The organism is Pandoraea sp. NPDC087047 (assembly GCF_044745225.1).
Classification (GTDB): Bacteria; Pseudomonadota; Gammaproteobacteria; order Burkholderiales; family Burkholderiaceae; genus Pandoraea.
The window spans coordinates 52302-78349 of record NZ_JBIUZU010000003.1 but is presented as its reverse complement, the minus strand read 5'-3'; the positions used below and the strand labels follow the sequence as shown (position 1 = coordinate 78349).

Genomic DNA, 26048 nt, shown 5'->3' with positions numbered 1-26048 from the left:
GCCGCTTACTTCTTCACGAACATCAGACGCAGGGCGTCCCACGCACGGCCGATGAAGCTGGCCTGTGCCACGTCGCCAAGCGCCACGACCGGGAATTCGGCCAGTTGCTTGCCGTCTGCCATGACCTTGACGGTGCCGACCTGCGCGCCGTTGGCGATCGGGGCGATCAGCGGCTCGCGCAATTCGAGCTGCGGCTTGATCTTGTCGGCCATGCCCTTGGGCACGGTGATGAAGGTGTCCTTCTTCACGCCGATCTTCAGCTCGCTGTCCTTGCCCTTCCACACCTTGGGCGTGGCCACAACCTGATTCGCGCCGTACACGCGCAGCGTGTCGAAGTTCTGATACCCGTAGTTCAGCGCCGAGAGACTGTCCTGCACGCGCGCGCGCTCGGTCGGCTCACCCACGACCACCGACAGCACGCGACGGTTCACGCCCGGTGCGCCCGGCAGCGGACGCGAGGCCGTCGACACGAGGCAGTAGCCCGCTTCCTTGGTATGGCCGGTCTTCAGGCCGTCGACCGTCGGATCGAGATATAGCAGACGGTTACGGTTCGGCTGGCGGATGTTGTTGTACGTGAAGCTCTTCTCCGAGTAGACCTTGTAGTACTCGGGGAAGTCCTGAATCATGCGCGTCGAGAGCGTGGCGATGTCGGCCACGGTCGTGTAGTGCTGCGGGTCGGTCAGACCGTCGACGTTCGTGTAATGGGTGTTCTTGAGCCCCATGCGCTGCGCGGCACGGTTCATCAGTTCGACGAAGCCCGGTTGCGAGCCGCCGACCAGTTCGGCCAGCGCGATGGAGGCGTCGTTACCCGACTGGATGATCATGCCGTAGACCAGGTCGTGCACCGAGACCGGCTTGCCGGCTTCGATGAAGGTGCGCGATTCGTCGCGGCCCACCTTGCGAACCGACTCGCCCGGAATCACGGTCTGATCCCACGAAATGCGTTTGTCGCGAAGCGCTTCGAAGACCAGATACGTCGTCATGATCTTCGTGAGCGACGCCGGCTCCACGCGGGCATCCGGGTCGCCGGCGGCGAGCACCTGACCGCTGGTGACATCGACGATGGCCCACGCCTTGGCCGTCATCGGCGGCGGCGGAATCTGTTGAGCACGAGCGGGAAGCGTAGCAAGCGAGCCGCAAGCGACAATCGCCGCGGCGACGGCGGCACGGGACAGCGAAGCGTTGAATTTCATGGGCGATGAGGAAAACGAAGTGAGGCTCAGGGGCATCTGCGCTTGAAGGAGCGCCGTGCAATCGACGCTTTGGCGAGCGCGGCACGGCGGAGAAGACGGCGGCACCGGAGCGCCGGAGCCATGCCTGTCGGGGACATAGACCCGACACGGCATGACAAGGTTCAGAAGCGAATTATACCCGTCGCGATTTGACGCCCCCAGCGAAGCGCACACTGGCGGCCGAAATTACGCGAAATTCGCCCCCGGATGTATCAATGACGCCACGCGTCGACCACGATCTGTTTCAGCAGCGGTAACAGGCCATGGAAAAAGTGCTCGCCGCCGGGGATTACCACGACGGGCAGGGTCTGCGCACGCGCCCAATCCAGCACCGATTGCAGCGGCACCGTTTCGTCCTGCTCGCCGTGAATGACAAGCGTGTCGGCCGGCACCGTGGCCACTTCCCAGTTGCTCGCCGCCGTGCCCACGAACACCAGACGCTGCGCAGGCGTGCCCGCGGCTTCCAGCGTCTTGGCGACATGGGAGAGCACGAACGTGCCGAACGAGAAGCCCGCGAGCGCCAGCGGGAGCGTCTCCCAGCCCGGCTGCTGACGCATCCACGCGATCACGGCGAGCAGATCGTCGCGCTCGCCGATGCCCTTGTCGTGTTCGCCCTGCGACTTGCCCACGCCCCGGAAATTCGGGCGCACGACGGCGTAGCCGAGCTGGACGAAGGCCCGCGCGAGCGTCTGCGCGACCTTGTTGTCGAGCGAGCCGCCGAACAGCGGATGCGGGTGAGCCACGAGCGTAATCCCGCGCGGCTCGCCGGCCGGACGATCGATGGCGATTTCGATGGCGCCGACCGGGCCGTCGATGGTGAAGCGTTCAGTCTGAGCATTCATGAGCGATGTTGAGCTGAGGTGCTGGGCGGGCGGTGCGCCCATGCGCGCGGCGTGACAACGCGAATGGCGCGCATCGGGCAAGCGATAAGCGGCGAATTCTGTCGCGGATCGGGGCGTGAATCTTGCGTCGAACCCGCGGCCGGATCAGTCGATCAGCAGACGCTCGACGATCTCGCCTTGCGCCAGATGCTTCTCGACGATCTCGTCGATATCGGTCTCGTCGATGTACGTGTACCAGGTCCCTTCGGGATAGATCACGAGAACCGGCCCCTGCTCGCACCGATCGAGGCACCCGGCCTTGTTCACACGCACCTTGCCGGGACCGGCCAGGCCGAGTTGCTTGACCTTTTTCTTGGCGTATTCCTGCATCGACTGCGCGTTGCAGTTCGCGCACGACGGGCGGTCGGCACCCGGTTCGCGCTGATTCAGGCAGAAAAATACGTGATGCTGGTAGTACTGCGGCTGGGTGGCCATGGCGGTGCTTTTTGGGGAGGTGGCAACGTAATCGCTTATTGCGGGTCATTCTAACCGACCTGCCGGCCCCTTACGTCGGCATGCATCAGCGCAAACGCCGTTGCACCGCCATGAACAGCGCACAGAAGGCCGCGAGACACGCAAAGCCGAAGAAGACGTTCACGCACGCGAGCACCAGCGCCTGCTGCGAGGCGAGACTGCCCACCCACGCTGAAGCCATATGTGCCGCCGTCGTCGCATCGACGCTCGCACCGAACGTCTGCTGCGCCTGCGCAACAGCGGCGTTGTAAGCCGGGTTGAGCGGCGTCATCGCGGGCGTCAACTGATGCATGAAGACCGCCTGACGGTCCTGCATCGACACGGCCATGATCGACACCGACATCGAACTCACCAACTGACGCACGATGTTCTTCGTCTGATACCCATGCTGGAAGACGTATTCGTCCATACCGCGAAACGTCAGTTCGGCAATCGGAATCATGGCAAACACGCCGCCGAGCCCACTGAGCACCATCGGCAGGATCAGCCATTGACTCGACACGCCCTGATAGCTCTGCGAGAGCAGGAACGCGTACCCCAGCAGACACAGATACCCAAGCAGCACGAACGGCTTGAGTTGCACGAACTTCGGACGCGCCAGTGTGTACGCCACGGCCACGGCAAGGCTCGTCACCGACGCCACCGCTTGCAGGTATCCCGTGTGCTCCACACTCCAGTTCAGCCCTTGTTGCATGTAGATCGGGAACAGATACGACGTCGAATAGGAGAAGAAGTAGTACACGGCATAGCCGCCCAACCCGAGCACATACACAGGGTTGCGCACCAGTACGCGAAAGTCGATGAGCGGCTTGCGATGCGAGTATTGGTGCCACATGTAGCCGATCACGCAGATCGCGCCGACCAGACACAGTTCGAGCAGATGCAGCGGATTGGAGAAGAAATCGAACCGCGAGCGCTGCATCATCACTTCGACGAACAGCACCCCTGCCGCGAAGAACACGATGCCGCGCATCTCAAAGTCGCCTTCGTCGCGCAGACGCTCGCGAAAATCCGGAATGAAGCGCCACGATGCCAGCGCGCCGGCCAGCGCAATCGGCACCATCGCGAAGAACACCGACGACCACAGGAAGTGATCGACGAGATAGCTCGCGAGCAGCGGTGCCGAGATCTGTGCACCGAAGAAACCGTAGGTGAAGAAAAGCAGCGCGCGCAGCCGCAGTTCGGGGGCGAAACACAGGTTGATGAGAATCCGGCTCGCCGTAAACAGCGACCCTGCGCCCAGCCCCAGCATGAAGCGTGCGACGGCGAGTTGCGCCGGGTTGTGCGCCATACCGCAAAGCCATGCGCCGAACGCCATGAGCGTGAGCGCGCCGGCGAGAAAAGCGCGATAGCCGAGGCGCGACGCCAGCCAGCGCTGCTTGAGAATGACCAGAATGCCGGCGACGGCGTAAAGCGTGGAGACGAAAGCGTACTCTTCCGGGGCGGCACCAACGCCGCCCGCGATGTGCGACGAGGCGAACACGAACATGCCGTTCTCCAGCATTTCGATGCCCGTGGCGGCGGCAATCACGGCCATCAGCACGCGCTGCCGTGTCTTGTGCGCCAACACCAATCCCCATGTACTCATCTTCGCTCCCCAATGAAAACCGCCCGGGCTCTGCCTGCAGATGCCGGGCGGTCGTGGCGCACCAAGTGTCAGCGTGCCTTACATGAGAGTTTAGGATTCGAGGGCGGGATCACCAATGGGATGACGGCCAATACGCTATTTCCGATTCGGCAACAATCGGCAACTCAAACTCGCCGGGAATCCCCGCCAGGCAGGGCTCAGCGCTGTTTTCCGACGCTACGCGCAGGACCGCGATGTGTCGGGTCGAACATCGCGAGCAGATAGATCAGCACGAGATACGGCCATGTCCACGCCAGCCACCGTGCCAATACGTTGAAGTGAACGTACTGGCCCTGCCGCCACGATTGAAGCGCCGCTTCGTAATACGGGTTCGCGGGCAGGAGATTGACGAAGACCAGCAGCACGACGAGCGCCGCCAGCGCGACCGCCCCCCGAAGAACCCGCGGGCCACGCCCGGCGACGGCGAGGATCAGCCCGCCGATGACCAGCCCGTAGATCGCCCCGGCCGTCACCCAATCGAACGCCTGCGTGGGCGAGAACTGCCAGGCGGCGGCAATCGCCTTGATCGCGAACGCGCTGATGAACATCGCGCAAAGCAATGGCACGCGCGGCGCCGAACGACGCATGGCCAATGTGGCGAGCAGCCCGGCCAGCACGGTGCCACTGGCGGTCACGACCGTCTCCCAGAGCGCGTGGCTGGCGACGGCATCGAGCTCGGACAGATAGTCCTGCAATTGCCCGAGCTTCGGCACCCAATCCAGCACCAGATCCGTAACGTCGGGATCCTGCCAGAGCCAGATCTGACGCACGAGATCGCCGTCGCCGAAGAGAAACTGCTGCGGATACGCCTGTGCCCACGGCCACAACGCGAGCAATACGAGCAACAGGCTCGCATGGCGTTCGAACCACGCAAAACGCAGATGCCGCAACCATCCGCGATCGAGCAGCGGACTGGTGAGCGGCACCGCGATTGCACCGCCGATAAGCGCGCCGAGCGCGTTCGTCGCCAGATCGACATTCGACGCCACCCGCGTGGGCAGATACGTCTGCAATGCCTCCATCCCGCAGGAGAGCATGGTGCCCAGTACGAACGCCGTGAGTACCGCCCGCGTGCCTCGCCACGCCGGATGCAACGCCAGCACGGTGAGCATGCCGAGGGGGATGTAACCCAGCACATTGGTGACGACGTCGAACATCGTCATCCAGCGCGGAAGCGGCGCAAACAGGTAGTCGAAGGGGCCGACGACGGCGCGCTGGAATTCGAACGGATACAGGCTTGCGTAAGCGATCAACAGAATCAGGCACAGCAGCGCCTGACGCGTAAGCGGGGAAGCGCGTCGTTGCCAGGGTTTGACATCCTGCTCAGGCATCGGCGAGACAACCCGGCTATCGCGCGGGGGCCGAGGCGCCCGCGCCCGAGGCCTGAGACGCGCCCGCGGGCAACGCACGCGACTGTGCCGGCGCGCGGGTCGTGGCCGAAGGGGCCGGTACTCGCCCGGCAAGCCACTGGATCAATTGCGTTTGCGCCGCGTCGCTCGCAGCGGCGAGCGCTCGCGCGCCACCGGCCGCGTCGGCACTCGGAGCGGGTGCCTGCGCACGCAACGTCGTCTGGGCGATCAGCTTCGGTCCGTCGAACAACGTGGCACGCATCTGCACGACGCCGTGACTTGTCGACGTGCTGTCGAAGTATTGTGCGAACTCTTCGAGTTCCACGCGCAGCGCAGGGGCCGCCGTCGGATCGCCCGCCGCAAGCACCGCCCGGTCGACGGACAACGCAGCACGCAGCCGATCTCCGAAGAGCCGTGCGGGCGACGCCAGCCAGCGGCTGTTCGCATACACACGCGCCTGATCGCCCTCGCTCGCAGGCAAGCGGTAATAGATCATGTCGGAGTCGAGCCAACTCGGCGCATTGACCACCACTTTGAGCGGCGACAGGCGCAGCGAACCGGTCGCCGCGACCTCCGACGCCGGAGCGGCCGAGGTTGTGCCATTGGCCGCATTGGCGGCATTGGCGGCATTGGCGGCATTGGCGGCATTGCTGGCATTGACGCTGGCGATGGCCGAAGCGGGAATCGTCGGCGGGCCGAGATCGAAGCGCGTCAATGAAGCGGACGGCGCCGGAGCGGCACATCCGGCGACCAGCGTCGCGGTCCCAAGTGCCGTTCCCACCACCGTCGTGACACCACGCAGCCACGCCGTGAGCGCCCCGGCACGATTCCGATTGCCACGCACTCCGTTGTTCGCTTCAGTCATCTCCGTCGCCTCGGTCAACCCGGTCGGCTCAGTCATTTCGATATCCCCTTGCATGACGGTATCGCGCTTCATTGACCTGCCCCATTCGTCCCATTGGGCCACGCGAAACCGGCTTCACCCGGCCCGGGCGGCGGCGGGGACGTTCCGAACAGCAGCGCGCGCGGATTGCGGTTGATCGTCTCGGCGGCCTGGCCGACAGCCTGCGAAGTGAAGCGCAGATCGTCGGAGAGTCTGTTCAGACGCGGCAGCGCCTCCTGTTGCAACGAGCCCTCGAACGTCTGCATGGTGCCCTGGAAGGCCGCCAGACTCGACGCTGCCTGATCCGCCGCACGCCCCACGCTATCGAGGTTGCGCACGAGCGGCCCTTGCGGGTCGGTCAACTGATTGGTCAGACGATGCGCCCCCGCGAGCGTGCCGTTCAATTCACGCACGGTCTCGGGCAACTGCTGCGTGACCGGCTCAAGCTGCGTCGCCACGCGATTCACGCTCTGCGCGGCCATCTTCACACTGTTGATCGAATCGAGAATGGCTTGCCGATTTTCAGGTGCGAGCAGCTTGTTGACCGACGACGTCGCCTCTTCGAGTTGATGCACGAGGTTGTTCCCGCGTCGCTGAAGTTCGTCGACGAAGCTCGGGCGCAAGCGCAATTGCGCAACTTGCTTCTCGGACGATGGCAGCAACGTCCGGTCATGCCCGTCGTCGTCCAACTGCACGAAAGCTAGCCCCGTCACCCCCTGATAACTCAGCGTGGCGAACGTCGACTTGGTCATTGGCGTGCCTTCGTTCACGAGAATACGGATCAGAATCTGCCCCGGCGTGCGCGGATCGAATTTGATCGACTCGACCTTGCCGACCCCCAGACCGCGATATCGCACGGCGGATTCGGGGTTGAGCCCGGTCACGTTGGTGCGAGAGACCAGATCGTAGGGCACACGGACGCGATTGTCGCGATTGAACCAGTACACCGACGCGGCGACGGTTGCGAGCAATACCAGTGTGAAAAGGCCCGCCATGAAAGCGTGCGATTTATTTTCCATCGTCGAGTAACTCCGAAATCTTGGCGCGCCGTGCCGCAGGCAAAGCCAGCAGCGCGCGTCTACCGCGCTCACCGAGGAAGAAGCTGTGGATGAACGGGTGATCGACACACACCACGTCTTCGACGGGCGCGTTGACGAGCACCTTGCGATCGGCCAGCACCGCCACGCGCGTGGCAAGCATCATCACCGTATCCAGATCGTGCGTGACCATAATGACGGTCAGACCGAGCGAGCGATGCAGGCCGCGAATCATATCCACGAATTCGTCCGACGCCTGCGGATCGAGACCCGCAGTCGGCTCGTCGAGAAAGAGCAGTTCCGGCTCCAGCGCAATGGCCCGCGCAATGCCCACGCGCTTGATCATGCCGCCCGACAACTCCGAGGGCATGCGGCTGGCCATACGCCCGGACAGCCCCACCATCTCGAGCTTGTACATCACGACATCGCGAATCAGATCTTCCGAGAGCGTATGAAGCTCGCGCAGCGGCTGGGCGATGTTGTCGAACACCGTCATCGCAGAAAACAACGCGCCGCGCTGAAACAGCATGCCCGAGCGGCGGCGCAGCAAGTGTGCGGTGCGCCGGTCGATCATGGTGATGTCGTGACCGAAGATGCTGATGTGGCCGCTGGTGGGGGCCTCGAGTCCGATGATCTGTCGTATCAGCGTGGTCTTGCCCGAGCCCGAACCGCCGACGAGCGCGATGATCTCGCTTTGCCGAACCGTGAGATCCAGGTGCTCGTGAATCGTGTGCCTGCCGTAGCGCTTGGTGAGATCGCGGACTTCGATCACCGGTTCCGCCTGGCCCGGCAACGTGGACGACACCGGCGGACAATCGGCCGCCGCGCCACGCCTCAGCTCACTCTCGGACGAGGTCAAGACCGTCGTTTCTGAAACGGCGGGCGCCCTGGAAGCATCGCGCACAATAGACTCGCTCATCAGCCAATCCCCACATTGCGGAACAGGATCGCGAAGACGGCGTCCGCCAGAATCACCACGGTAATCGAGGTGACCACCGACTGCGTTGTGCCCTCCCCGAGACTCTGCGTATTCGGCTTGACGCGCATGCCGAAGTGACAGGCCACGAGGGCAATCAGCATGCCGAAGACGATGCCCTTGCCCAGGCCGATCCACAGGTTCGCGATGCGAACGGCGTTGGGCAGCGTCGTGAAGAAGTAATGCAGCCCGATGCCAAGCTCGTACTTGGCCGCGAGCGCGCCGCCAAGCAACGCGATGATGTTCGTCCACATGACGAGCAGCGGCATCGCAATCGCCAGGGCAATGACCTTCGGGAGCACCAGCCGCAATCCGTGCGGGATATCCATCACGCGCATCGCGTCGAGTTCTTCGGTCACGCGCATGACGCCGAGTTGCGCCGTGATCGCCGATCCCGAGCGCCCCGCCACAAGAATCGCGGACAGCACCGGCCCGAGCTCGCGAATCACCGCGAGCCCCAGAATGTTCACGATAAACGTACTTGCGCCATACAACTTCAGTTGCTGGGCAGACAGATAGGACAGCACGATGCCGATCAGGAACGCGACCATCGCCGTGATGCCAAGCGCCTTGGCACCTGCGCTGTAGATATTCGCGGACATTTCCAGCCATGGCGCTCGTGTCGGATGACGGACGACGCGGCCGAGGTCGATCACGAAGCGACCGAACATCGTGATGCCATCGCGCAAATGCTCGCCCAACGAGAACAGCGAATATCCCAATCGGCTGACGGCATCGACACGGCGCGCGGGCACCGGGCTCTGTCGCGTACGGTCGAATTCGGCAAGGTGCTCGAACAATGCGCGCTGTGTCGGCGTGAGGGCGATGCGATTGGGGTACTGGCGCTGCCAGTAGCGCCACAAGGCCTGTGCACCCACGTGATCCAACCGCTCGACGCACGTGAGATCCCACGCCAGCTCGCCTTGAGGTAACGCGCGCACCAGCCCTAGCAACGTCTTCTTGCGCTGCGAGAGAGCCAGCGCTGTCCAGAGGCCGCGCAGCATTACCACGGGGCCTTGCGCCGAGGTGGTGAGCTCCAGAGTGGGCACGGCATCGAGGTTCAAAACAGAAGATCTCCTGACAGCAAGTCTCGCCGGAATCCGGCATGAATCCAGCAAAACGCGGTCATTGTACGGTACAGGCGCGACCTGTCGATGGCAACCCGGCAGACGCTGAAAAGCTGCCGGAATCGGCCGACGTTGGATTCGGATAATGCCGAAAAGTGAGCATTGGCGCAGCTTTGACCGGCGCGGCACCGGCCTCGCCGCTACAATAGCAGCCATGAATAACGCCGCATCTTCTTCTCTCGACGCCACGCTCGCTGCCACGGCTGCCGGTTCGCCCGAAAGCCCGTCCCGCGCGGGTGTCGAGCCATCGCACGACTCCCCTGCACGCCAACTTGACGGCGACCGGGTCCGGTCGCGTCTGGCTGCCGCTTGCCGCGGCTGGCAGATCGAAGTCGTCGATGCCACCGGCTCCACGAATCTCGACCTTCTCGCACGTTTGCGCGCTGATGCGTCGTGTGCGCCCGTCGTGCGCGCCGCCATGCGCCAGACGGCCGGTCGCGGCCAGCGCGGCCGGGCATGGCAGAGCTTGCCGGGCGACAGCCTCACGTTCTCACTCGCCTACGTTATGCCGGGTGGACCGGCAGAGTTGGCCGGATTGTCGCTTGCGACCGGCGTTGCAGTCGTGGAAGGTTTATCGAATCTGCCGCTGTCGGCACCGCACGCACTCGGACTCAAGTGGCCCAACGACGTGCTGCTCGGCGGCGGCAAACTCGCCGGCATTCTGATCGAAACGGTGCCGGCGGGGCCAGGGTGCATCGGGGTCGTGATCGGCATCGGCGTCAATCTCCGGCACGCCGCAGACGTGGCAAAGCGCATCGACAGCGCGGCCGTTGCGGCAAGCGCAACACCGCCCGAATCCGGCGCCGCCGCGCCCGCCCCCCTCGCCACAACTGCCCCCTCGTCTGTCCCTGCCACGCCGCCCGCTGCGCTTGAATCGGTATTGGCGGCGCCGGATATGTCGTCGGTGCTCATTGCGCTGGTACAGCGACTTGCCGCCATGCTTGAACGCTTTGCCGAACATCGCTTCGGCGCGTTCCGCGAAGACTGGGAGGCGATGCACGCCTACGGCGGGGCATCGATCCGCGTGATCGAACATGGCCGCGATGTGTTGCACGGCGTGGCACTCGGCGTCGATTCGCAGGGTTGCCTGCGAGTGGCGACGACTCAAGGCGAGCACGTCATCGCGAGCGGGGAAGTGTCCGTGCGCTTGCTAGATTCGGCAGGTATGTCCAATACCTCCGATAGGTTCGATATGTCCGATACAGCCACCGCGCCGGGAACGACAGACCCAACAGGAGTTCGCCGATGACCGCATCCCGGCAGGCACCCTCGCGATCGGCAAGTGCGTCCAAGGCCGGCAGCAGCAAGGCCACGGGCACTGAGAACGTCATCGATGCCCGTGTCGCGAATGGCGCCGTCGAGGCAAACGCTCCCGACAGCGCCGGCGCCGCGCCGTGGCTGCTGGTCGATGCCGGCAACAGCCGGATCAAGTGGGCGCTGGCACCGGGCGTGCGACCTGCGCAATGGCGCGCGGCATCGCCGTCATTTCTCGCGAGCGGCGCAGTAGATCACGCACAGTGGCGCACGCTCGCAACGCAAATCCGCGCGGGCTGGTCGACACTAGCCGGGGGTATCGCAGCCGATGCGCATTTCGCGCCGAACACCGCACCGCTCGCCATCGGTCAGGGCGGGCAGGATGACGGATTTATCTGCCCGGCCCCGGCCGGCGTCTGGCTGACGAATGTCGCCGGGGATGCCGCCGAACAAGCGGTACGTATGACGTTGCAAACGCTTTGGGGCATGGCATCGGCCGACTGGCTGCAAGTCCTGCACGCCAGCGAAGCGCGCGCGGGCGTGCGCAATGGCTACGACGCGCCCGCACAGCTCGGCAGCGACCGCTGGGCGAGCCTGATCGGCGCGCACGCGGCGTGGCCGGGCGAACATCTGTTGATCGTGACGTTGGGCACCGCCACCACCGTCGAAGCGCTGAGAAGCGATGGCGACTATCTCGGCGGACTGATCGCGCCGGGGCCGGCACTGATGCTGCAATCGCTCGCGCAAGGCACCGCACAGTTGCCGACGCTCGACGCCGCCACACCGCCGGGAGGGCAAGCGTTTGCGCGCAGCACGACCGACGCGATTCTGCGCGGATGCGCCGCTGCTCAGGCCGGTCTTGTCGAGCGCAGTCACGCGCAACTGGAAGCACAGCTTGGTGCGCCGGTGCGATGCGTGCTGTCCGGCGGTGCACGTCAGGCGCTCGCTCAAACACTGGCACTGCGCTTTACCGAGCACGATCAACTCGTGCCGGCCGGTTTGTACGAAGTGGCCCTTCGCAGCGCGGAGCCGGCGGCGGCGATTGCCACTGCGCCCGATTCATCGGCGGACGCGTCACGCGAAGCCGGACATGCACGAGGAGGAGTCTGAGATGTTGCGTGCGTTGTTGCTCGTCATGTTTCTCGCTGCGAACGCGGCACTCGCGGCCGCGCAGTTCGGTTGGCTGAAATGGCGCGATGTGTTGCCGGAAACCGGTCGCGAACCGGCGCGCGTCAAGACGCAGCTCGACCCAGGGCATATCCGCCTCGCGCGCGTAGAAATTAGCGGTCAGTTGCCGGTCAGCGCTTCGTCGAGCGCCGCAGAGGCACCGGGCAATGCGAGCGACGTGCTCCGCGACGCTAATGACGCAAGCGCATCGTCGGTATCGGCCGCCATATCGGAGGCAGCCAGCCAGGCCGTCGCGGCAGCAACACCGGGGGCGGTATCGAGCGACACCGGGGCGTCGCAGGCCGCTGCCGCAGTCGCCGCTTCGATCTGCCTCGATATCGGACCATTCACGGCCACCGACGCGCAGCAGGCCCGGGGTCTGTTGCTTGCCGCGCTGCCTGCCGGTCAGGGCGACATTCAGTCCGTCGCGCTCGACAAGCGATATTGGGTGCATCTCGATCCCGTACCCAACAAAGCCGCCGCCGATAAGCAGGTCGCGCAGTTACGCGCGGCAGGCGTGACGGAATACTTCCTGGTGAACGACGACAACGGCAAGCTCGTCGTCTCCCTCGGCCTTTTCAACGATAAGGACCGGGCGACGCGCCTGATGGCGGCCGCGCAAAAGAAAAGCATCACGCCGCAGTTGAGCGAGAGGCCGAATGCCAAGAGCCGGATCATTTACCGTATTGCCGGAATCAATGCAAACGCTGCCACGCAGGTTCGTGGTGTTGTCACGCAGCAATGGTCGGCGCAGTTGGTGCGGACTTGCCCGGCGCCGACAGGCAGCCCGCCAGCGGGCGTGCACTAGCGTCGCAGCGCATGGAGTGGTCCACACGGCGTGAGTGGCAGGCGTGGCGGTGTCGCGGTGTCGTGCGCCGTGTAATGCGGCCATTAGCGGTACCAATGTGCCGTCCGTTCGGCAGCACCGCCGGAATCATCTTTAGCCGCCCCTTGCCACGGCCAACGCGCGGAAATCAGCTAACGCGCTTTAACGCCACCACGGGACGCACGACGCCCGTCTGAGTGCCGCGGGCGTTCTTCACGATCGGCGACACCCACGGTGCCAGCCCCGTGGCCTCGGGCGCATCAACGAGGCCGAGCGCTTTGAGGACCGCCACTGCGGCCGTGTAGAGGGCTCGCATATTGCCGTCGACCACCTTGATCGCGATGCCGAGCCCGGCGGAGCGCACACCGATGGTCTGCACGCCGTCCGCACCGATCTTCGCCACCCAGTCGGCAGGCGCCATGCGCATGAAGGCGAGGTCGTTGCGTGCGGTGCCGGACACCATCTCCGGCTGCTGCGTCATGGCGGCGAACAGGGTCGCGAGTGCCGCATCGTCGCTCGCAGCAAGACGCGCATATGCCGCCGCCAGCTTGTCGAGCGGCAGCGCGTAGTTCGGCGCGGAACAACCGTCGATACCCAGCGGCAACGTATCGCCGCCAACGCCCACGACGTCGCCCACGCGCGCGCGAATCTTCTGCTGCAATGGGTGCGACGGATCGAGATAGGTGTCGAGCGGCAAATCGTGCTGCGCGCAATACGCGAGGAAGCCCGCGTGTTTGCCCGAACAGTTGTGATGCAATGGCGTCAGCTTCAGATCGGCCGGCGCCCGCTTTCCGGTGGCCGAGTAGAACGTCGGCACATGGCAGCCGCATTGCAGATGATGTTCGTCGCAACCCGCTTTGTTCAGCAGGCTTTTCACGCCCTCGACGTGAAACGATTCACCGGAATGGCTTGCGCACAACAGCGCCAGTTCCGGCTGCGTCAGCCCGAAATGCGCAACACCGTCGCCCTCGACGAACGGCAGTGCCTGAAACGGCTTGAGCGTGGAGCGCGAGAACGTGAGGAAGGACGGATCGCCTGCGGCATAACGCAAGCGCCCTTGTGCATCGACGACGGCGACCGATCCGTAATGCACGCACTCGACCGTATCGACGCCGTTCGCGCCACGCGTGACTTCAACAAGCGGTGCAAGGCTCATGATTGGGCTCGCACCTTCTTGAGCAGCGACGTCGTCGAGCGCTGATGTTCGAACGGAATCGCCAGCGCCTTGCCGCCCCAGCCGCGAACGAGCGCAGACTCCGGCAGCTTGTCCATGTCGTAATCGCCCCCCTTGACGAGAATGTCGGGACGCACGGCGGCAATCAACGCCTCGGGCGTCGTTTCACCGAACGTCACCACGTAGTCGACGCTTTGCAGCGCCGCAAGCAGCGCAGCGCGGTCATGCTCGTTGTTGATGGGACGGTCGTCGCCTTTACCAAGCGTTCGCACCGAAGCGTCGGTATTCACGCCGACGACGAGACACGCGCCAAGCGCACGCGCCTGTGCGAGATAGGTCACATGACCCCGATGCAGGATGTCGAACACGCCGTTGGTGAACACCAGCGGGCGAGGCAATGTCGGCGCCAATGCAGCCAACGCGTCGCGCGAGAGAATCTTGACCTCGAAATCGGCCGGAGGAATGACTTGGGAAGATGACATGACGATCAATCGGAGTGGACGCGCTATTCGCTCTATGCGCGCTATTGTCCCACGACACGCTGCACGGAGGATCGATGGGCGGCAGATGGAATGCACGGGCGGCGAATGCATGGCACACGAGTGCGCCGCGAGCCTCGCGTCGTCAAAACAACAAAAAAGGGGCCGAAGCCCCTTTCCTGCGAATCTCTGACACGCCCTGTCGACTTACGCCGACGTCGCAACGGCCGGTGCCGTCACGGCGGCCAGACGACTCGTGACTTCCTTGCGGTAGCGATTCAGGTCCTGCGCCGTCGCAAACGTGCGCTCGAACAGCAGCGACATGTTGTGCAGAATGCGCTCGACCACCTTCTTTTCCCAGCTATCGTCAAAGCGGATCTGCTCGTCGAGCCAGTGTTCAAGCCATTCCGGCTCCGGCAGACGCGACTGAACCGTGTCCTTCGGATACAGATCCTTGTTCACGTGCAGGTTAGTCGGGTGCAACGGCTTTTCGGTACGACGCGCCGAAGCCATCAACACACCGATCTTCGCAAACGCAGCACGCGCCGTATCGCCGCAGCTCGTCAGTGCCTTCTTCATGTAGCGCAGGTAAGCACCGCCGTGACGGGCTTCGTCGCGCGAGATGACTTCGTAGATGTGCTTGATGACCGGCTCGGTGTGCCATTCGGCAGCACGGCGATACCAGTGGTTCAGGCGGATTTCGCCGCAAAAGTGCAGCATCAGCGTTTCGAGCGGCGGTGCCGGGTCGAACGGGAAACGCACGGCGTGCAGTTCAGCCTCGGTCGGTACGAGCTCCGGGCGGAAGCGACGCAGGTATTCCATGAGCACGAGCGAATGCTTTTGTTCTTCGAAGAACCAGACGCTCATGAAAGCGGAAAAATCGCTGTCGTCACGATTGTCGCGCAGGAACATCTCGGTGGCCGGCAGCGCCGCCCATTCCGTGATGGCGTTCATCTTGATGGTGCGCGCCTGATCGTCGGTAAGTTGGCTCGCGTCGAACTTGTCCCACGGAATGTCCTTCTCCATGTTCCAACGCACTGCCTCCAGCGACTTGTACAGTTCGGGATACAGCATTTCGGTCATTTCAATTACCCCCAAGGTCGCGAGACCTTACACCAGGACTCAAGATAGTATTGTGAAAGTTTACGCCGAATTTCGACAGACAAAACGGTGAGCGTGTTGCTGACGGCCCCCGCCGTCCGGCTTCACGTCTTGAACCCTGCCGTCGCAGAAGGACGGCGATTTAACGCCTGTTTTTCGGCCGCATCCTGGCGATATGGCTTAGAGCGACCCTACTAAAATATGGGCAAACTCTTGAATCATAACATAATTACCCTTTATTACCGTGACGTTTGACACTCACATGACGGTAATGCGTCGTAATTTTGACGGGGGTCAATTTGTCACGCAAACCCCCTAAGCTCAAGGGGCGATAGGCTTCCCGGCACTCACGCCTGGGCAGGCTCCAACACACTGCCAATGCCTTGCCCGCCAAGGCTTTCGACGGATGTTTCACGGCAGCGCGTCAGGGTATGTCCTTGTGCCATGGGCCTGCGCGGGCAGCGTCCGATGGTCTACGCTGAAAGCAATCGTTCCGTACTTGCGATGCAGTCCTTGGAAGGGGGCTCGCCGGCCCGGCCATTTCCGGTTTCGGCGCCACCCTTTGAGGATAGTTCTCAGTCGTGATTACGCAACACGTTTGACAGGCAGGTGTACCGGCAGAACGAGCCGCGCACCGCCAACGGGCCTACCGACTCGATTGGATCCTTGACCGATAAGGAGCCGAGCATGGCACTTCAGGCACATCGGGCAAACCGGACGCATCGTCCCGAGTTTGCCGCATGGTTGCGCACCGCCTGTTTTTTGATGGCGGTGGCCGTGGCCCCTAGCGCTCTGGCGTTCGACGCCGGGCAACTGGCCTCGCAGGAGATTCCCGCAGCCCATCTGGTCGGTCAGGGCTCTTTCACGCGAATGGGCTTCCATCTCTACGACGCCGCGCTCTTCTCCGGCGCCGATCACATCAACGCCAACTGGAGTGCGCACCCGCTGGTACTCGACGTGCGTTACGCGCGCAGCTTCAAGTCGCACACGCTGGTACAACGAAGCCTGATTGAGATGAGCAAGCTGCAACTGGGAACGGACGCCGAACGGCAACACTGGGCGGATGAGCTCGCACGCATTTTGCCCGACGTGTCTGCCGGACAGCACCTGACGGGCGTCTTCCGGCCGGGTGACGGCACGCGCTTCTTCTCGGACGGCAAGCTCATCGGCCAGATTGCAGGCGACGCATTCGGTCGCGCCTTCTTCGCGATATGGCTCGATCCGCGCACCAGCGCGCCAGACCTTCGCGCGGAACTCATCAGCGACATGCGCTGAACTCGCGCCCCGACAGGCGTGCCTATGGATATCGATCATGCGGCAGCGCTCACGCGCCTGACACACTACTTCGAGACCCTGACGCGCCAGAGTGTCGGGAATCTGGGCGAGTTCTACACGCCCAACGCCTACGTGAAGACACCGCTGCATGAGGTCCGCAGCGCGGCCGAAGTCGCCGCGCTGCTCACGCATATGTTCGAGCGCCTCGAAGTGCCGCGCTTCGAAGTGACGGCACAACTGTTGCAACACAATCAGGCGCTGCTCGTCTGGAATCTGCATTTCCAGGCCAAGCGCTGGCTCGACGACGAGCAAGTCATTCACGGCGCCTCGCATCTGCGCCTCGCAGTGGACGGGCGTGTCGCCTATCAGCGCGATTATTGGGACGCCACTGAAGACATCTACCTCAAACTCCCGTTTGTGGGACGCATAATACGTTGGCTGCGCCAGCGCCTCTTCCTCTGAGCCTCGGAACGGCCGCCTGCGTCATCTCCCCAGGCCCGAAGGGCAGTTTTCTTCAATACGTCGCGCCCGCCCCCGCCTACAGTCGGAACCTCGCACTCGACGCACACCCGCGCTCGTGCCAGCACCGAGGATTCCGATGACACTTTTCTATTCGATGGCCGCGTTCGCGCTGGCCGCTTCCATCACGCCCGGCCCCGTCAACGTCGTGGCGCTTGGCTCGGGCGCGCGATACGGCCTGGTGCCGAGCCTGCGCCACGTGACCGGGGCGACGCTTGGCTTCGTCGTGTTGCTCGTGGCGGTCGGCTTCGGCGTGTACGAACTGCTGCAACGCGTGCCCGTGCTAATGCACGCGATCCGGTGGTTCGGCGTCGCGTTCCTGCTGTACATGGCGTACAAGCTGGCCGTCGACACGGGCGAACTGGGCGATATCGACACGTCGCGCGGCCCAACGATGTCGCATGGCGCCGTCATGCAATGGCTCAATCCGAAGGCGTGGCTTGCGGCGTTGGCCGGCACGGGCGCGTTTACAGGCGGTGTAGGCAGCGATCCTGCGCGCATCTGGCAGTTCGCGGCAATCTACTTCGTTGTGTGCTGGTTATCGGTCGGGTGCTGGGCCGCGGCGGGCGCGATGCTGAGGCAGCATATGCGCGATCCGAAGCGCGTGCGGCATCTGAACCGTGTGATGGCTGCACTACTGGCGGGAAGCGCGATGTACCTCGTCGCGACCGGTTGAGACGACGCAACACCGCGGCGCTCGCCGCCACCGCACCCATCCTTCAGATCGTCAAGCCATGCGCGGCGCGCGGTAGTGCCCGGGGGTGGCGGCAAGGAACTGTTTGAAGGTCCGCTGGAAATGCGCCTGATCGGCGAAGCCCGCATCGAGCGCCACTTCCGCGATCGCATGTCCGCGCCGCAGACGCGCCCGCGCATACTGAATCCGCTGATTCATCAGGAAGGCGTGCGGCGTGAGGCCGTATTGCGCGCGAAACGCACGCGTCAGATACGACGCCGAGAGCCCCGCCGACTCGCAAATCTGCGCGAGCGTCAGCGCCTCGCAGCAATGCGCGCGGATGAAATCCGCTGCCCGGCGCAGATTGTGCGAATCGTCGCGCATCGGCCCGGGCGCAGGGTTCAGCCGCTCATGCACATCGATGAAGAACTGCTGCACGACACTCTCGCGTTCCAGCGCGTCGCGCCACGCATCGGTGCAAACGTCATAAAGCCGGTTCAGGCCGTCGTACAGTGCGGGATCGGTCGACGACATCGGATCGAAAAGATGCAAATCCTGCCCGTGCCCGAAACCCAACTCGCGCTGCAAATCACGTAGCCACGCGGTGTCGACGAACAGCATGCGATAGGCCCACGCCTCGTCGCCGATGGGGTTGCAGGCATGCACGGCATCGGGATTCATCACGACCACACTGCCGCGCCCAACCGTCTCGCGCGCACGGCCATTCCGATAGGTGCTGCGTCCGCCCGTCACCGCGCCGATGGAAAACGTCTCGTGACTATGCAGCGCGTAGCACACGCGACGCCCGTCGAGCACCTCGCGCGCTTCGAGAAACGGCAAGGCCGGATCGCGCCAGAATGTCGATGGGTACGGACACTCGACGGTGGGACGGGAGGATTTCGACATTGGCTTGAAATTCAGCGATGGCAGCGAAGATAGTGAAGACAGCAACTCATGCGGCGGGTTTGCCGCCATCGGCGAGCGCGGCCGCAGGATCGATCGACAGCGGCGAATTCGCCGGTGGCTCGGCCCCGCCGACGGCCCCCGCCTCAACGTCGTCGAGCGGGCTGGTGCCGTCCGCTTCGGCCACGAGCCACGCGGCAATCGCGTCGCGTTGCGCGTAGGCATCGGCCTCGCCCAGCGCGATGAGTTCCTGCGTGTAGGACGACTCGAACAACAGATAACTCGCGAACGCCGCGCCGCGCTCGGCATCTGCGCCAATCGCGCCGAGCATGGTGCGCACTGCGCGCGGTAACTGTTTCAGATGGCGCGCCGCTATCGGCTCAAGGCGTTGACTGGGGGAGATCAGCAGCGTGTCGATGGGACGCCAGCCGCTCGATTCGCGCTGCGCCTCGGGCACATATCGCAGCACGTTGTTGATGTGCTGCAAACGCTCCAGGTCGGCGGACAATCCGTCGATGAACACGCTCGCGAGCGCCTGTCCGCCGATCTGCGCAAGACTCGGATATCCCCCAATGCGCTCGCCGCTGCTGTCGAGTCCGTACTGTCCGTGCGAGGCGCCGATGATGAGAATACGCGTCGCGCCCAAATGAATCGGCGGACTGAGCGGCGCGATCTGCCGCATCGAACCGTCCCCGAAATACTCGGACTGTCCGTCGAGATCGAGCTCGATGGCCGGGAAGAGAAACGGAATCGCGCTCGACGCCAGCAGGTGCTCGACCGTCAGCGGCACCGCACGCGCCAGTCGCAGCGAACGCTTCCACGCCTGAATCGGCTCCGCGCTTTGATAGAACGTCACGTGTTTGCCCGACGAGTACGACAGCGCCGTCACGGAGAGGGCTTCGAGCGCCCCGCTGGCGAAGACGTCCGGCAGCCGGTCGAGACGAATGGCCTGACGCAGCATGCCGGCAAGCGGCGACCAGTCGAACAGCGAGCGCGGCGAACGGCGCAAGGCCCAGCCCAGCGAGAGGGCGGCGAGCCAGCGTGCCCCGGTGCCCGCCATGCCCAGCGAGTCGGCGCGGAACACCTGCCCGGCGTGGAACTGCCGCCAGACGGCGTCGAGCTTCATTACGCCGTGCTGGAAATCGTCGGCATGCGACGCGAGCGCCGCGGCGTTGATCGCGCCGGCCGAGGTACCGCAGACAACCGGGAAAGGAATGGCTCGCCGCGAGGGCAGAACCTCGCGCTGAATCGCGGCAATCGCCGCGAGCACGCCCACCTGATACGCGGCGCGTGCGCCACCGCCCATCAGGACGAGACCGGTGCGTTCGCCTGAAATCATCGGGGGCCTCCTCCTGCCTTTGCTCTCGTTGTTTCTCTCGTTATCGTTCTCGGCCTTTCGGTCGCGCGAGCAGGCGAGCGCCATCGCCCGCGCGACCTGCTACCACTTCCAGGCCGCTTGCTTGCCCTTGCTGCCTATGGTCGCGCCAGCAGCCTTCGCGGGGGCCTTGCCATCCGTGCCCGCTTTTGCCGATGTCCTGGCGGACGTCTTGGCGGCTGCCGATTTCGCAGGCGTCTTTTTGCTGGCCGGGGCACGCTTCGCGGCGGTCTTGCCTGCGGTTTTGGCGCTGCCCGCAGCACGCTTGGCCGTCGTGCCCGATGTCTTGCCCGGTGCCTTGCCGGAAGACGATGCGGCCTGCGCCGCCTGGGTTGTCGCTTGGGTTGCCTTGGCCGCCGCTTCGGACATCTGCGCCGCTGCGGCGCCCGTCATCTGTGCCGCAGACGCCCCCGCGGCCTGCGCAGCGGCGGCAATCTGATCGAACTGCGAGCGCATCGCGTTGAACCACATCGACGGGTCCAGCGCACCATAAGCGCCGCCGGCCTGGGCAAACGGCGAAGCGGACGCATCCGCGCCTGCCGCCGCTTGCGCTTCACCCTGCGCGGCACCTTCCGGCGCCGGTGCAGGTTCGGGTTCCGGCGCACTCGCCTGCGGCTCGGGTTCAACGTCCTGTGCCGGTTCCGCTGCGGCAAACGGCGAACGCCAGAAGCTGCCCACACCGGCATCGTCGGCCGCGCTGGATGTGGCCGTACCCGCCCCACCCGCAGCCCCGAAGCTCCCGGTGCCGAAGGCACGCAGCGTCGCGTAAGTGGCGCGCTGCACTTCGAAGGCCTGAATCGTCGAGCGCAGCACATTCAGATTGAGCGTGAGCCACTGCTCGACAGCGCGCATCTCGGCGATGCGATTCTCGATTTCATCGGGATCGAGCAACGGCGCGGCGCTCTGCATCAATTGCGTGAGCGGCGAGGTGAAGGTCGCGGGGGGGCTGAACGCTTCCCACATCTTCTTGAGAATGTCGAAGCCGTTAGGCATGGCACTCGTCGAATCGCTCATTACAGTCTCCAGTCACAGTCGGGGACGGACGGCCTGCCAACCAAGCCGCAAGCCCGGCACGCCCGGCGCACAGGGCGTATGGCTATCGATCATACGCCGAGCTTGCGCCGCAGGTGTGTCAAAACAAGCCGCGTGGGGAAGACGCGTCAGAAAGGCGCATCGCCGCCGAAGTCCGGCGCACGGCGCTCGCGCAGCGATGCAATGCCTTCGCGCACGTCCGGTCCGGCGAACCCCATGAATTCGAGCGCCAGCGACGCATCGAACGACGGCCCCGCACTGCGCAGCCAGTTGTTGAGCGCGTACTTCGTCCAGCGAATCGCCGTGCTCGAACCGCGCGCGAGCTTGTCGGCCACCTCGAACGCCTTGGGCAGCAAGTCCGCCTCGTCGACCGCGAGCGACACGAGGCCGATGCGCTCGGCTTCCTCGCCCGACACCGGCTCGCACAGCAACAGGTAATACTTCGCCTTCGCCATACCGCACAACAGCGGCCAGACGATGGCGGCGTGATCTCCTGCCGCCACGCCCAGACGCGTATGACCGTCGATGATGCGCGCGGTCTTCGCGGCAATCGAGATGTCCGCGAGCAGGCCTGCGACGAGACCCGCGCCGACGGCTGGGCCGTGCATCGCGGAGACGATGGGCTTGCTGCAATTGATCACGTTGTAGACGAGGTCGCGCGCTTCGCGCCACACGCGGGCGCGCACGGCGAAGTCGTCGGCCATGTCTTCCACGAGCGAGAGATCCCCGCCGCCGGAAAACCCTTTGCCTTCGCCTCGGATGACGACCGCGCGCGTTTCGTTGTCGCGGTCGATGTCGCGCCACACGTCGGCCAGTTCCTGATGCATGCGATGGTCCGCCGTCGACAGACCGCTCTTGTTCGCCCCTGCGCCCATGACGAGTTCGAGCACGCCGTTCGGATGCCGCTTAAATTGCAGCGACTGGTAGTGTTGATACGGGTCTTGCGACATGGCTTACCGCTCCAAAAAAATATCCCCGCACAGGCGGGGACGGAAAACAGCGGCACCGGCCAAAGCCAGCACCGCCGACGGTCAACAGATCGATGTCCGCCGCGCGACGCACCTCACGTCAAGGTGCCATCAAGGCCACATCCGGGCAACCTCCATGCAATTACTGGGCGATCACCCACTTGCCGTTGTCGATCTTGACCATCACGCGCGCGCGCTGATCGAGGCCGAGGTGATCGGTGGGGCTCATGTTGATCACGCCATTCGACACGTGAACATCCTTGCTCGACTCCAGCGCGTCGCGCAGCGCCTTGCGGAATTCCGGCGTGCCCGGCTTGGCTGTCTTCAGCGCGATCGGAATCGCGCGTTGGAGCAGGATACCGGCGTCCCATGCGTACGAACCGAAGGCGGCCACTTTGCCCGGGCCGTACTTCGCATCGAACTTCTTGATGTAGTCGAGCGCCACGGCCTTGGCCGGATGATCGTTCGGGAGTTGCGCCGCCACGAGCACCGGGCTTGCCGGCAGATACGTGTTGTTGCAGTCCTTGCCGCATACGCGCAGGAAGTCGTTATTGCCCACGCCGTGGTTGTGATAAACGAGGCCCTTGTAGCCCCGCTCGGCCAGCGCCTTCGGCGGCAGCGCGGCCGGGGTACCCGCAGCGCCCACGACGACCGCATCGGGGTTCTGCGCCATGATCTTCAGGATCTGGCCGGTCACGCTCGGGTCGGTGCGTGCGAAGCGCTCGCTCGCGACCATCTTGATCTTGTGCAGCCCGGCGAATTTGGCGACTTCCTCGTAGAAGGCTTCACCCAGCGCGTCGCCCTGGCCGATGAAGGCCATCGTCTTCACCCCGTGACGGCTCGCGTGCTCGGCAATGGCGGACGCCATCTGCGCATCGGTCTGCGGGGTCTTGAACATCCAGTAGCGCTTGGCGTCGACCGGCTCGATGATGCGCGCGGACGAGGCGAGCGAGATCGTCGGCGTGGTGCCGGCGGCGATCACGTCGAGCATCGCCAGCGTGTTCGGCGTGATCGACGAGCCGATGATGGCGTCGACGTGGTTCTCGGAGATGAGCTTCTTGGTGTTCTGAACGGCGGTGGTGGTGTCCGACGCGTCGTCGAGCACGATGTAATCGACCTTCTGTCCGCCGATTTCCGTCGGCAGCATGGCAACGGTGTCGCGCGCGGGAATGCCGAGCGAAGCGGCGGGACCGGTGAGCGAGATGCTCACGCCAATCTTGACCTGAGCGGCAGCGCCGCCGGCCAGCGCCAGCAACATCGCACCCAGCAGGGCAGTGCGCACGGGGTTTCGCATGGAAAATCTCCTGGTCTGGCCTGCGCTGGTGGTGTTCTCTAACGCGGGCGTCCCGGGACGGGCACCTCGCGCCGCGCCGGCGAAAGTTAGCGCCGGTGCGCAAACCCGGTAGGGATGCGAACCGACTCAAGGAGACAAAGAATAGCGGACCCGGAATTGCCCGCCATATCCGGGTTCACCCTATGGACGTGACGTCCGACACCCCGCAACGCCCCGTCGGCTATGGCGTTCGCGCCACTTCACTTTTCCCGTCCGGCGGGTCGGCTGTTGCGGGGGCGGCGTTGGCGCGGTGTGGGTGCCGTATTGGTACGCTGTGGACGCGATGGTGAAGCGTTGACGCTTTACTCGTCCAGCGGCGCGACCGCCTGATCGATGGCGCCGAAAATCGTTTTGCCCTGCGCGTCGAACATCTCGATACGCACACGGTCGCCGTAACGCATGAATTCGGTCTGCGGCGCCCCCTTCTCGATGGTCTCCAGCATGCGCTTCTCGGCAATGCACGCGCTGCCGCGGCTGCGGTCCTTGTTCGAGATCGTGCCCGAGCCGACGATGGTGCCGGCACGCGCGTTACGCGTCTTGCAGACGTGCGCGACCAACTGGCCGAAGTCGAACACCATGTCTTCGCCGCATTCGGGGGCGCCGAACTTCTTGTCGTTCCACTTCACCGTTAGCGGGCGGTGCACGCGGCCGTCGCGCCAGGCGTCGCCCAGTTCGTCGGGGGTGACGGCCACCGGCGAGAAGGCGCTCGCCGGCTTGCTCTGGAAGAAGCCGAACCCCTTGGCCAGCTCCGCCGGGATCAGGTGACGCAGGCTCACGTCGTTGACCAGCATCAGCAGACGCACGCCTTCGCGCGCACGCGCCGGGCTCGCGCCCATCGGCACGTCCGACGTCACCACGGCGATCTCGGCCTCGAAGTCGATACCGAAGGCTTCCGATGCGCAGACGATGTCGTCCGTAGGCCCGATGAAGTCGTCGCTGCCGCCCTGATACATGAGCGGATCGGTCCAGAATTCGGGCGGCATTTCGGCACCGCGGGCCTTGCGCACCAGTTCGACGTGGTTCACGTACGCCGAGCCGTCGGCCCACTGGTACGCACGCGGCAGCGGCGCCATGCACGCCTCGGGGTCGAACGCGAAGGTGTTGCGCGCGCGGCCGTGATTGAGTTCGGTGTAGAGCGAATGCAGTTGGGGCGCGTAGAACGTCCAGTCGTCGAGCACACGTTGCAGCGTGGGGGCGACGGCGTCGGCGATGCAGGCGGTGGACAGATCGCGCGACACGACGATCAACTGGCCGTCGCGGGTGCCGTCCTTACGGGTAGCGAGTTTCATGTGATGGAGTCTGCGGGCGGTTTCAGGCCTGAGCGTTCAGGCCCGATAGAATGGCGCTTGAAGCCGACGATTCTAACCGAGGGCATCGCCCCGGCGCCGATGGCCCGACGCGCCGGCGTGCAGCGGCAGGCGCGCGAGGCAATAGCGAGACGGCAGCGAGACGGCATCGGCGCAATCGCAAGCGGCCATAACAACAACGAAAGAGACACATGACAGCGCCTGAACTCGATAGCGAAAACGCTCACAACGATCGCGATAGCGACGGCAACACTCCCGCGCCCGACGAGGAAAAGACCCGTTCGGGCATCCAGTCCATCGAAGTGGGCTTCCGGCTGATCGAGGTGCTGACCGAGGCCTCGAACGCCATGATGCTGCGCGACCTGGCGCACGCCGCGGGCATGAACCCCGCCAAGGCGCATCGTTATCTCGTGAGCTTTCAGCGCCTGGGACTCATCGTTCAGGACCCCGTGAGCGGACGTTACGACCTCGGCCCGTTCACGCTGCGCATGGGGCTCGCGCATCTCGCGCGTATCGACGCCTTCAAGGCCGCGCGCTTCGCCATGTCCGAACTGCGCGACGCCATCGACCAGACCGTGGGGCTGGCCGTCTGGGGCAATCAGGGGCCGACCGTCGTGCACTGGCTCGACTCCACCTTCCCGATGCGCGTGCCGCTGCGGTTGGGCGACGTCATGCCGATGCTCGAATCGGCCGCCGGACGCCTCTTCGCCGCTTATCTGCCGCACCGTCAGACCGCGCCGCTCATCGATGCCGCACTCGCGGCGCTGCAACACGCGTCGCGACATCATCTGCCCGCCACGCGCGAGCAGTACGAAGCCGTGCTCGACGATGTGCGCGCGCACCGGGCCGCGCGCGTCGAAGGCACGGTGCTGCCATCGGTCAACGCGTTCTGCATGCCGGTGTTCGATGCGACGGGACAGCTCGTCATGGGCCTCATGGCGCTTGGCCCGGAAAGCCGCTTCGACGCGCGCTGGGGCGGACCGATCGATACAGCGCTGCGCACGCTCGCCCAGACGCTGTCGGCCGATCTCGGCCACGCGCATGCGCCCGACGGGCCGACGTAAAGCGGTGAACGG

The 26048-nt window shown here is 64.6% G+C and carries 25 protein-coding genes; 7 read left to right on the top strand and 18 right to left on the bottom strand.

The features are described 5' to 3' along the window. Nucleotides 1–5 precede the first annotated feature (5 nt). From ACIPHM_RS05875 to ACIPHM_RS05835, 9 genes are all read right to left on the bottom strand, one after another. On the bottom strand, nucleotides 6–1193 hold the full coding sequence (locus tag ACIPHM_RS05875; protein WP_400325479.1) for a D-alanyl-D-alanine carboxypeptidase family protein: 1188 nt from the start codon (nucleotides 1191–1193) through the stop codon (nucleotides 6–8). Nucleotides 1194–1444: 251 nt separating this feature from the next. Next, nucleotides 1445–2074 (bottom strand): alpha/beta hydrolase, encoded by a 630-nt coding sequence (locus ACIPHM_RS05870; protein ID WP_400325477.1) that lies wholly within the window; start codon nucleotides 2072–2074, stop codon nucleotides 1445–1447. A gap of 144 nt (nucleotides 2075–2218) precedes the next feature. Then, entirely contained in the window at nucleotides 2219–2548 is a 330-nt protein-coding gene (locus ACIPHM_RS05865) for a (2Fe-2S) ferredoxin domain-containing protein (protein WP_400325474.1), read from the bottom strand. 85 nt (nucleotides 2549–2633) lie between these two features. After that, on the bottom strand, nucleotides 2634–4175 hold the full coding sequence (locus ACIPHM_RS05860; RefSeq protein WP_400325472.1) for an MFS transporter: 1542 nt from the start codon (nucleotides 4173–4175) through the stop codon (nucleotides 2634–2636). 197 nt (nucleotides 4176–4372) lie between these two features. Further along, nucleotides 4373–5545, bottom strand: a complete 1173-nt coding sequence (locus ACIPHM_RS05855; RefSeq protein ID WP_400325469.1) for a VanZ family protein — start codon at nucleotides 5543–5545, stop codon at nucleotides 4373–4375. A 16-nt stretch (nucleotides 5546–5561) separates the two neighbouring features. After that, nucleotides 5562–6464 (bottom strand): ABC-type transport auxiliary lipoprotein family protein, encoded by a 903-nt coding sequence (locus ACIPHM_RS05850; RefSeq protein ID WP_400325466.1) that lies wholly within the window; start codon nucleotides 6462–6464, stop codon nucleotides 5562–5564. Between the two features lie 32 nt (nucleotides 6465–6496). Further along, complete coding sequence (locus ACIPHM_RS05845) at nucleotides 6497–7465, bottom strand: MlaD family protein (protein ID WP_400325464.1); 969 nt, start codon at nucleotides 7463–7465, stop codon at nucleotides 6497–6499. After that, a complete protein-coding gene (locus ACIPHM_RS05840) occupies nucleotides 7455–8342 on the bottom strand; it encodes an ABC transporter ATP-binding protein (protein WP_400325461.1) in 888 nt (295 codons plus the stop codon). Before ACIPHM_RS05840 ends, ACIPHM_RS05845 begins: the two co-directional genes overlap by 11 nt. 59 nt (nucleotides 8343–8401) lie before the next feature. Continuing rightward, on the bottom strand, nucleotides 8402–9523 hold the full coding sequence (locus ACIPHM_RS05835; RefSeq protein WP_400325458.1) for an MlaE family ABC transporter permease: 1122 nt from the start codon (nucleotides 9521–9523) through the stop codon (nucleotides 8402–8404). Nucleotides 9524–9740: 217 nt separating this feature from the next. Here ACIPHM_RS05835 and ACIPHM_RS05830 point away from each other — a divergent pair, with 217 nt between their 5' ends. Genes ACIPHM_RS05830 through ACIPHM_RS05820 form a run of 3 tightly spaced genes read left to right on the top strand, consistent with a single transcriptional unit; the run spans nucleotide 9741 to nucleotide 12815 of the window. After that, on the top strand, nucleotides 9741–10835 hold the full coding sequence (locus tag ACIPHM_RS05830; RefSeq protein WP_400325455.1) for a biotin--[acetyl-CoA-carboxylase] ligase: 1095 nt from the start codon (nucleotides 9741–9743) through the stop codon (nucleotides 10833–10835). Continuing rightward, nucleotides 10832–11950 (top strand): type III pantothenate kinase, encoded by a 1119-nt coding sequence (locus ACIPHM_RS05825; RefSeq protein WP_400325454.1) that lies wholly within the window; start codon nucleotides 10832–10834, stop codon nucleotides 11948–11950. The genes ACIPHM_RS05830 and ACIPHM_RS05825 overlap by 4 nt, the downstream gene beginning before the upstream one ends. Before the next feature lies 1 nt (nucleotide 11951). Then, nucleotides 11952–12815, top strand: coding sequence for an SPOR domain-containing protein (locus ACIPHM_RS05820; RefSeq protein ID WP_400325451.1), 864 nt, complete (start codon nucleotides 11952–11954; stop codon nucleotides 12813–12815). Nucleotides 12816–12981: 166 nt separating this feature from the next. On the opposite strand, the gene ACIPHM_RS05815 is transcribed toward ACIPHM_RS05820, so the two are convergent. The 3 genes from ACIPHM_RS05815 to ACIPHM_RS05805 form a co-directional block, all read right to left on the bottom strand. After that, nucleotides 12982–13989 carry an asparaginase gene (locus tag ACIPHM_RS05815; protein ID WP_400325449.1) on the bottom strand — a complete coding sequence of 336 codons (1008 nt, stop codon included), beginning with the start codon at nucleotides 13987–13989 and terminating at the stop codon, nucleotides 12982–12984. After that, nucleotides 13986–14489 carry a D-glycero-beta-D-manno-heptose 1-phosphate adenylyltransferase gene (gene rfaE2 / locus ACIPHM_RS05810; RefSeq protein ID WP_400325447.1) on the bottom strand — a complete coding sequence of 168 codons (504 nt, stop codon included), beginning with the start codon at nucleotides 14487–14489 and terminating at the stop codon, nucleotides 13986–13988. Before rfaE2 ends, ACIPHM_RS05815 begins: the two co-directional genes overlap by 4 nt. A 204-nt stretch (nucleotides 14490–14693) precedes the next feature. Further along, nucleotides 14694–15560 (bottom strand): ferritin-like domain-containing protein, encoded by an 867-nt coding sequence (locus ACIPHM_RS05805; RefSeq protein ID WP_400326510.1) that lies wholly within the window; start codon nucleotides 15558–15560, stop codon nucleotides 14694–14696. 714 nt (nucleotides 15561–16274) lie between these two features. Here ACIPHM_RS05805 and ACIPHM_RS05800 point away from each other — a divergent pair. The 3 genes from ACIPHM_RS05800 (at nucleotide 16275) to ACIPHM_RS05790 (ending at nucleotide 18057) form a co-directional block, all read left to right on the top strand. Continuing rightward, nucleotides 16275–16862, top strand: coding sequence for a chalcone isomerase family protein (locus ACIPHM_RS05800; RefSeq protein WP_400325445.1), 588 nt, complete (start codon nucleotides 16275–16277; stop codon nucleotides 16860–16862). 24 nt (nucleotides 16863–16886) lie between these two features. After that, nucleotides 16887–17324, top strand: coding sequence for a nuclear transport factor 2 family protein (locus tag ACIPHM_RS05795; protein ID WP_400325443.1), 438 nt, complete (start codon nucleotides 16887–16889; stop codon nucleotides 17322–17324). A 136-nt stretch (nucleotides 17325–17460) separates the two neighbouring features. Beyond that, on the top strand, nucleotides 17461–18057 hold the full coding sequence (locus ACIPHM_RS05790) for a LysE family translocator (protein ID WP_400325441.1): 597 nt from the start codon (nucleotides 17461–17463) through the stop codon (nucleotides 18055–18057). Between the two features lie 51 nt (nucleotides 18058–18108). Here the strand turns inward: ACIPHM_RS05790 and ACIPHM_RS05785 are convergent, their stop codons facing one another. From ACIPHM_RS05785 to ACIPHM_RS05760, 6 genes are all read right to left on the bottom strand, one after another. Further along, nucleotides 18109–18960: an AraC family transcriptional regulator gene (locus tag ACIPHM_RS05785; protein ID WP_400325440.1), complete on the bottom strand. Its 852-nt coding sequence runs from the start codon at nucleotides 18958–18960 to the stop codon at nucleotides 18109–18111. 46 nt (nucleotides 18961–19006) lie between these two features. After that, nucleotides 19007–20296: a patatin-like phospholipase family protein gene (locus ACIPHM_RS05780; RefSeq protein WP_400325439.1), complete on the bottom strand. Its 1290-nt coding sequence runs from the start codon at nucleotides 20294–20296 to the stop codon at nucleotides 19007–19009. 99 nt (nucleotides 20297–20395) lie between these two features. Next, entirely contained in the window at nucleotides 20396–21346 is a 951-nt protein-coding gene (locus tag ACIPHM_RS05775) for a PhaM family polyhydroxyalkanoate granule multifunctional regulatory protein (RefSeq protein WP_400325437.1), read from the bottom strand. Between the two features lie 146 nt (nucleotides 21347–21492). Continuing rightward, a complete protein-coding gene (locus ACIPHM_RS05770; RefSeq protein WP_400325436.1) occupies nucleotides 21493–22314 on the bottom strand; it encodes an enoyl-CoA hydratase/isomerase family protein in 822 nt (273 codons plus the stop codon). Nucleotides 22315–22474: 160 nt separating this feature from the next. After that, complete coding sequence (locus ACIPHM_RS05765) at nucleotides 22475–23626, bottom strand: ABC transporter substrate-binding protein (protein WP_400325435.1); 1152 nt, start codon at nucleotides 23624–23626, stop codon at nucleotides 22475–22477. 341 nt (nucleotides 23627–23967) lie between these two features. Further along, the gene (locus ACIPHM_RS05760) at nucleotides 23968–24954 is read right to left on the bottom strand and encodes a fumarylacetoacetate hydrolase family protein (RefSeq protein WP_400325433.1); all 987 of its coding nucleotides are present in this window, start codon (nucleotides 24952–24954) and stop codon (nucleotides 23968–23970) included. 209 nt (nucleotides 24955–25163) lie between these two features. Between ACIPHM_RS05760 and ACIPHM_RS05755 the strand changes: the two genes are divergently transcribed. After that, a complete protein-coding gene (locus tag ACIPHM_RS05755; protein ID WP_400325431.1) occupies nucleotides 25164–26036 on the top strand; it encodes an IclR family transcriptional regulator in 873 nt (290 codons plus the stop codon). Nucleotides 26037–26048: the final 12 nt, after the last annotated feature.

Excerpts from the sequence above, each read along its gene's own strand:
- ACIPHM_RS05875 (WP_400325479.1), bottom strand. The coding sequence starts at position 1,193 with ATGAAATTCAACGCTTCGCTGTCCCGTGCCGCCGTCGCCGCGGCGATT.
- ACIPHM_RS05870 (WP_400325477.1), bottom strand. The coding sequence starts at position 2,074 with ATGAATGCTCAGACTGAACGCTTCACCATCGACGGCCCGGTCGGCGCC.
- ACIPHM_RS05865 (WP_400325474.1), bottom strand. The coding sequence starts at position 2,548 with ATGGCCACCCAGCCGCAGTACTACCAGCATCACGTATTTTTCTGCCTG.
- ACIPHM_RS05860 (WP_400325472.1), bottom strand. The coding sequence starts at position 4,175 with ATGAGTACATGGGGATTGGTGTTGGCGCACAAGACACGGCAGCGCGTG.
- ACIPHM_RS05855 (WP_400325469.1), bottom strand. The coding sequence starts at position 5,545 with ATGCCTGAGCAGGATGTCAAACCCTGGCAACGACGCGCTTCCCCGCTT.
- ACIPHM_RS05850 (WP_400325466.1), bottom strand. The coding sequence starts at position 6,464 with ATGACTGAGCCGACCGGGTTGACCGAGGCGACGGAGATGACTGAAGCG.
- ACIPHM_RS05845 (WP_400325464.1), bottom strand. The coding sequence starts at position 7,465 with ATGGAAAATAAATCGCACGCTTTCATGGCGGGCCTTTTCACACTGGTA.
- ACIPHM_RS05830 (WP_400325455.1), top strand. The coding sequence starts at position 9,741 with ATGAATAACGCCGCATCTTCTTCTCTCGACGCCACGCTCGCTGCCACG.
- ACIPHM_RS05825 (WP_400325454.1), top strand. The coding sequence starts at position 10,832 with ATGACCGCATCCCGGCAGGCACCCTCGCGATCGGCAAGTGCGTCCAAG.
- ACIPHM_RS05820 (WP_400325451.1), top strand. The coding sequence starts at position 11,952 with ATGTTGCGTGCGTTGTTGCTCGTCATGTTTCTCGCTGCGAACGCGGCA.
- ACIPHM_RS05815 (WP_400325449.1), bottom strand. The coding sequence starts at position 13,989 with ATGAGCCTTGCACCGCTTGTTGAAGTCACGCGTGGCGCGAACGGCGTC.
- rfaE2 (WP_400325447.1), bottom strand. The coding sequence starts at position 14,489 with ATGTCATCTTCCCAAGTCATTCCTCCGGCCGATTTCGAGGTCAAGATT.
- ACIPHM_RS05805 (WP_400326510.1), bottom strand. The coding sequence starts at position 15,560 with ATGCTGTATCCCGAACTGTACAAGTCGCTGGAGGCAGTGCGTTGGAAC.
- ACIPHM_RS05800 (WP_400325445.1), top strand. The coding sequence starts at position 16,275 with ATGGCACTTCAGGCACATCGGGCAAACCGGACGCATCGTCCCGAGTTT.
- ACIPHM_RS05795 (WP_400325443.1), top strand. The coding sequence starts at position 16,887 with ATGGATATCGATCATGCGGCAGCGCTCACGCGCCTGACACACTACTTC.
- ACIPHM_RS05790 (WP_400325441.1), top strand. The coding sequence starts at position 17,461 with ATGACACTTTTCTATTCGATGGCCGCGTTCGCGCTGGCCGCTTCCATC.
- ACIPHM_RS05785 (WP_400325440.1), bottom strand. The coding sequence starts at position 18,960 with ATGTCGAAATCCTCCCGTCCCACCGTCGAGTGTCCGTACCCATCGACA.
- ACIPHM_RS05780 (WP_400325439.1), bottom strand. The coding sequence starts at position 20,296 with ATGATTTCAGGCGAACGCACCGGTCTCGTCCTGATGGGCGGTGGCGCA.
- ACIPHM_RS05775 (WP_400325437.1), bottom strand. The coding sequence starts at position 21,346 with ATGAGCGATTCGACGAGTGCCATGCCTAACGGCTTCGACATTCTCAAG.
- ACIPHM_RS05770 (WP_400325436.1), bottom strand. The coding sequence starts at position 22,314 with ATGTCGCAAGACCCGTATCAACACTACCAGTCGCTGCAATTTAAGCGG.
- ACIPHM_RS05765 (WP_400325435.1), bottom strand. The coding sequence starts at position 23,626 with ATGCGAAACCCCGTGCGCACTGCCCTGCTGGGTGCGATGTTGCTGGCG.
- ACIPHM_RS05760 (WP_400325433.1), bottom strand. The coding sequence starts at position 24,954 with ATGAAACTCGCTACCCGTAAGGACGGCACCCGCGACGGCCAGTTGATC.
- ACIPHM_RS05755 (WP_400325431.1), top strand. The coding sequence starts at position 25,164 with ATGACAGCGCCTGAACTCGATAGCGAAAACGCTCACAACGATCGCGAT.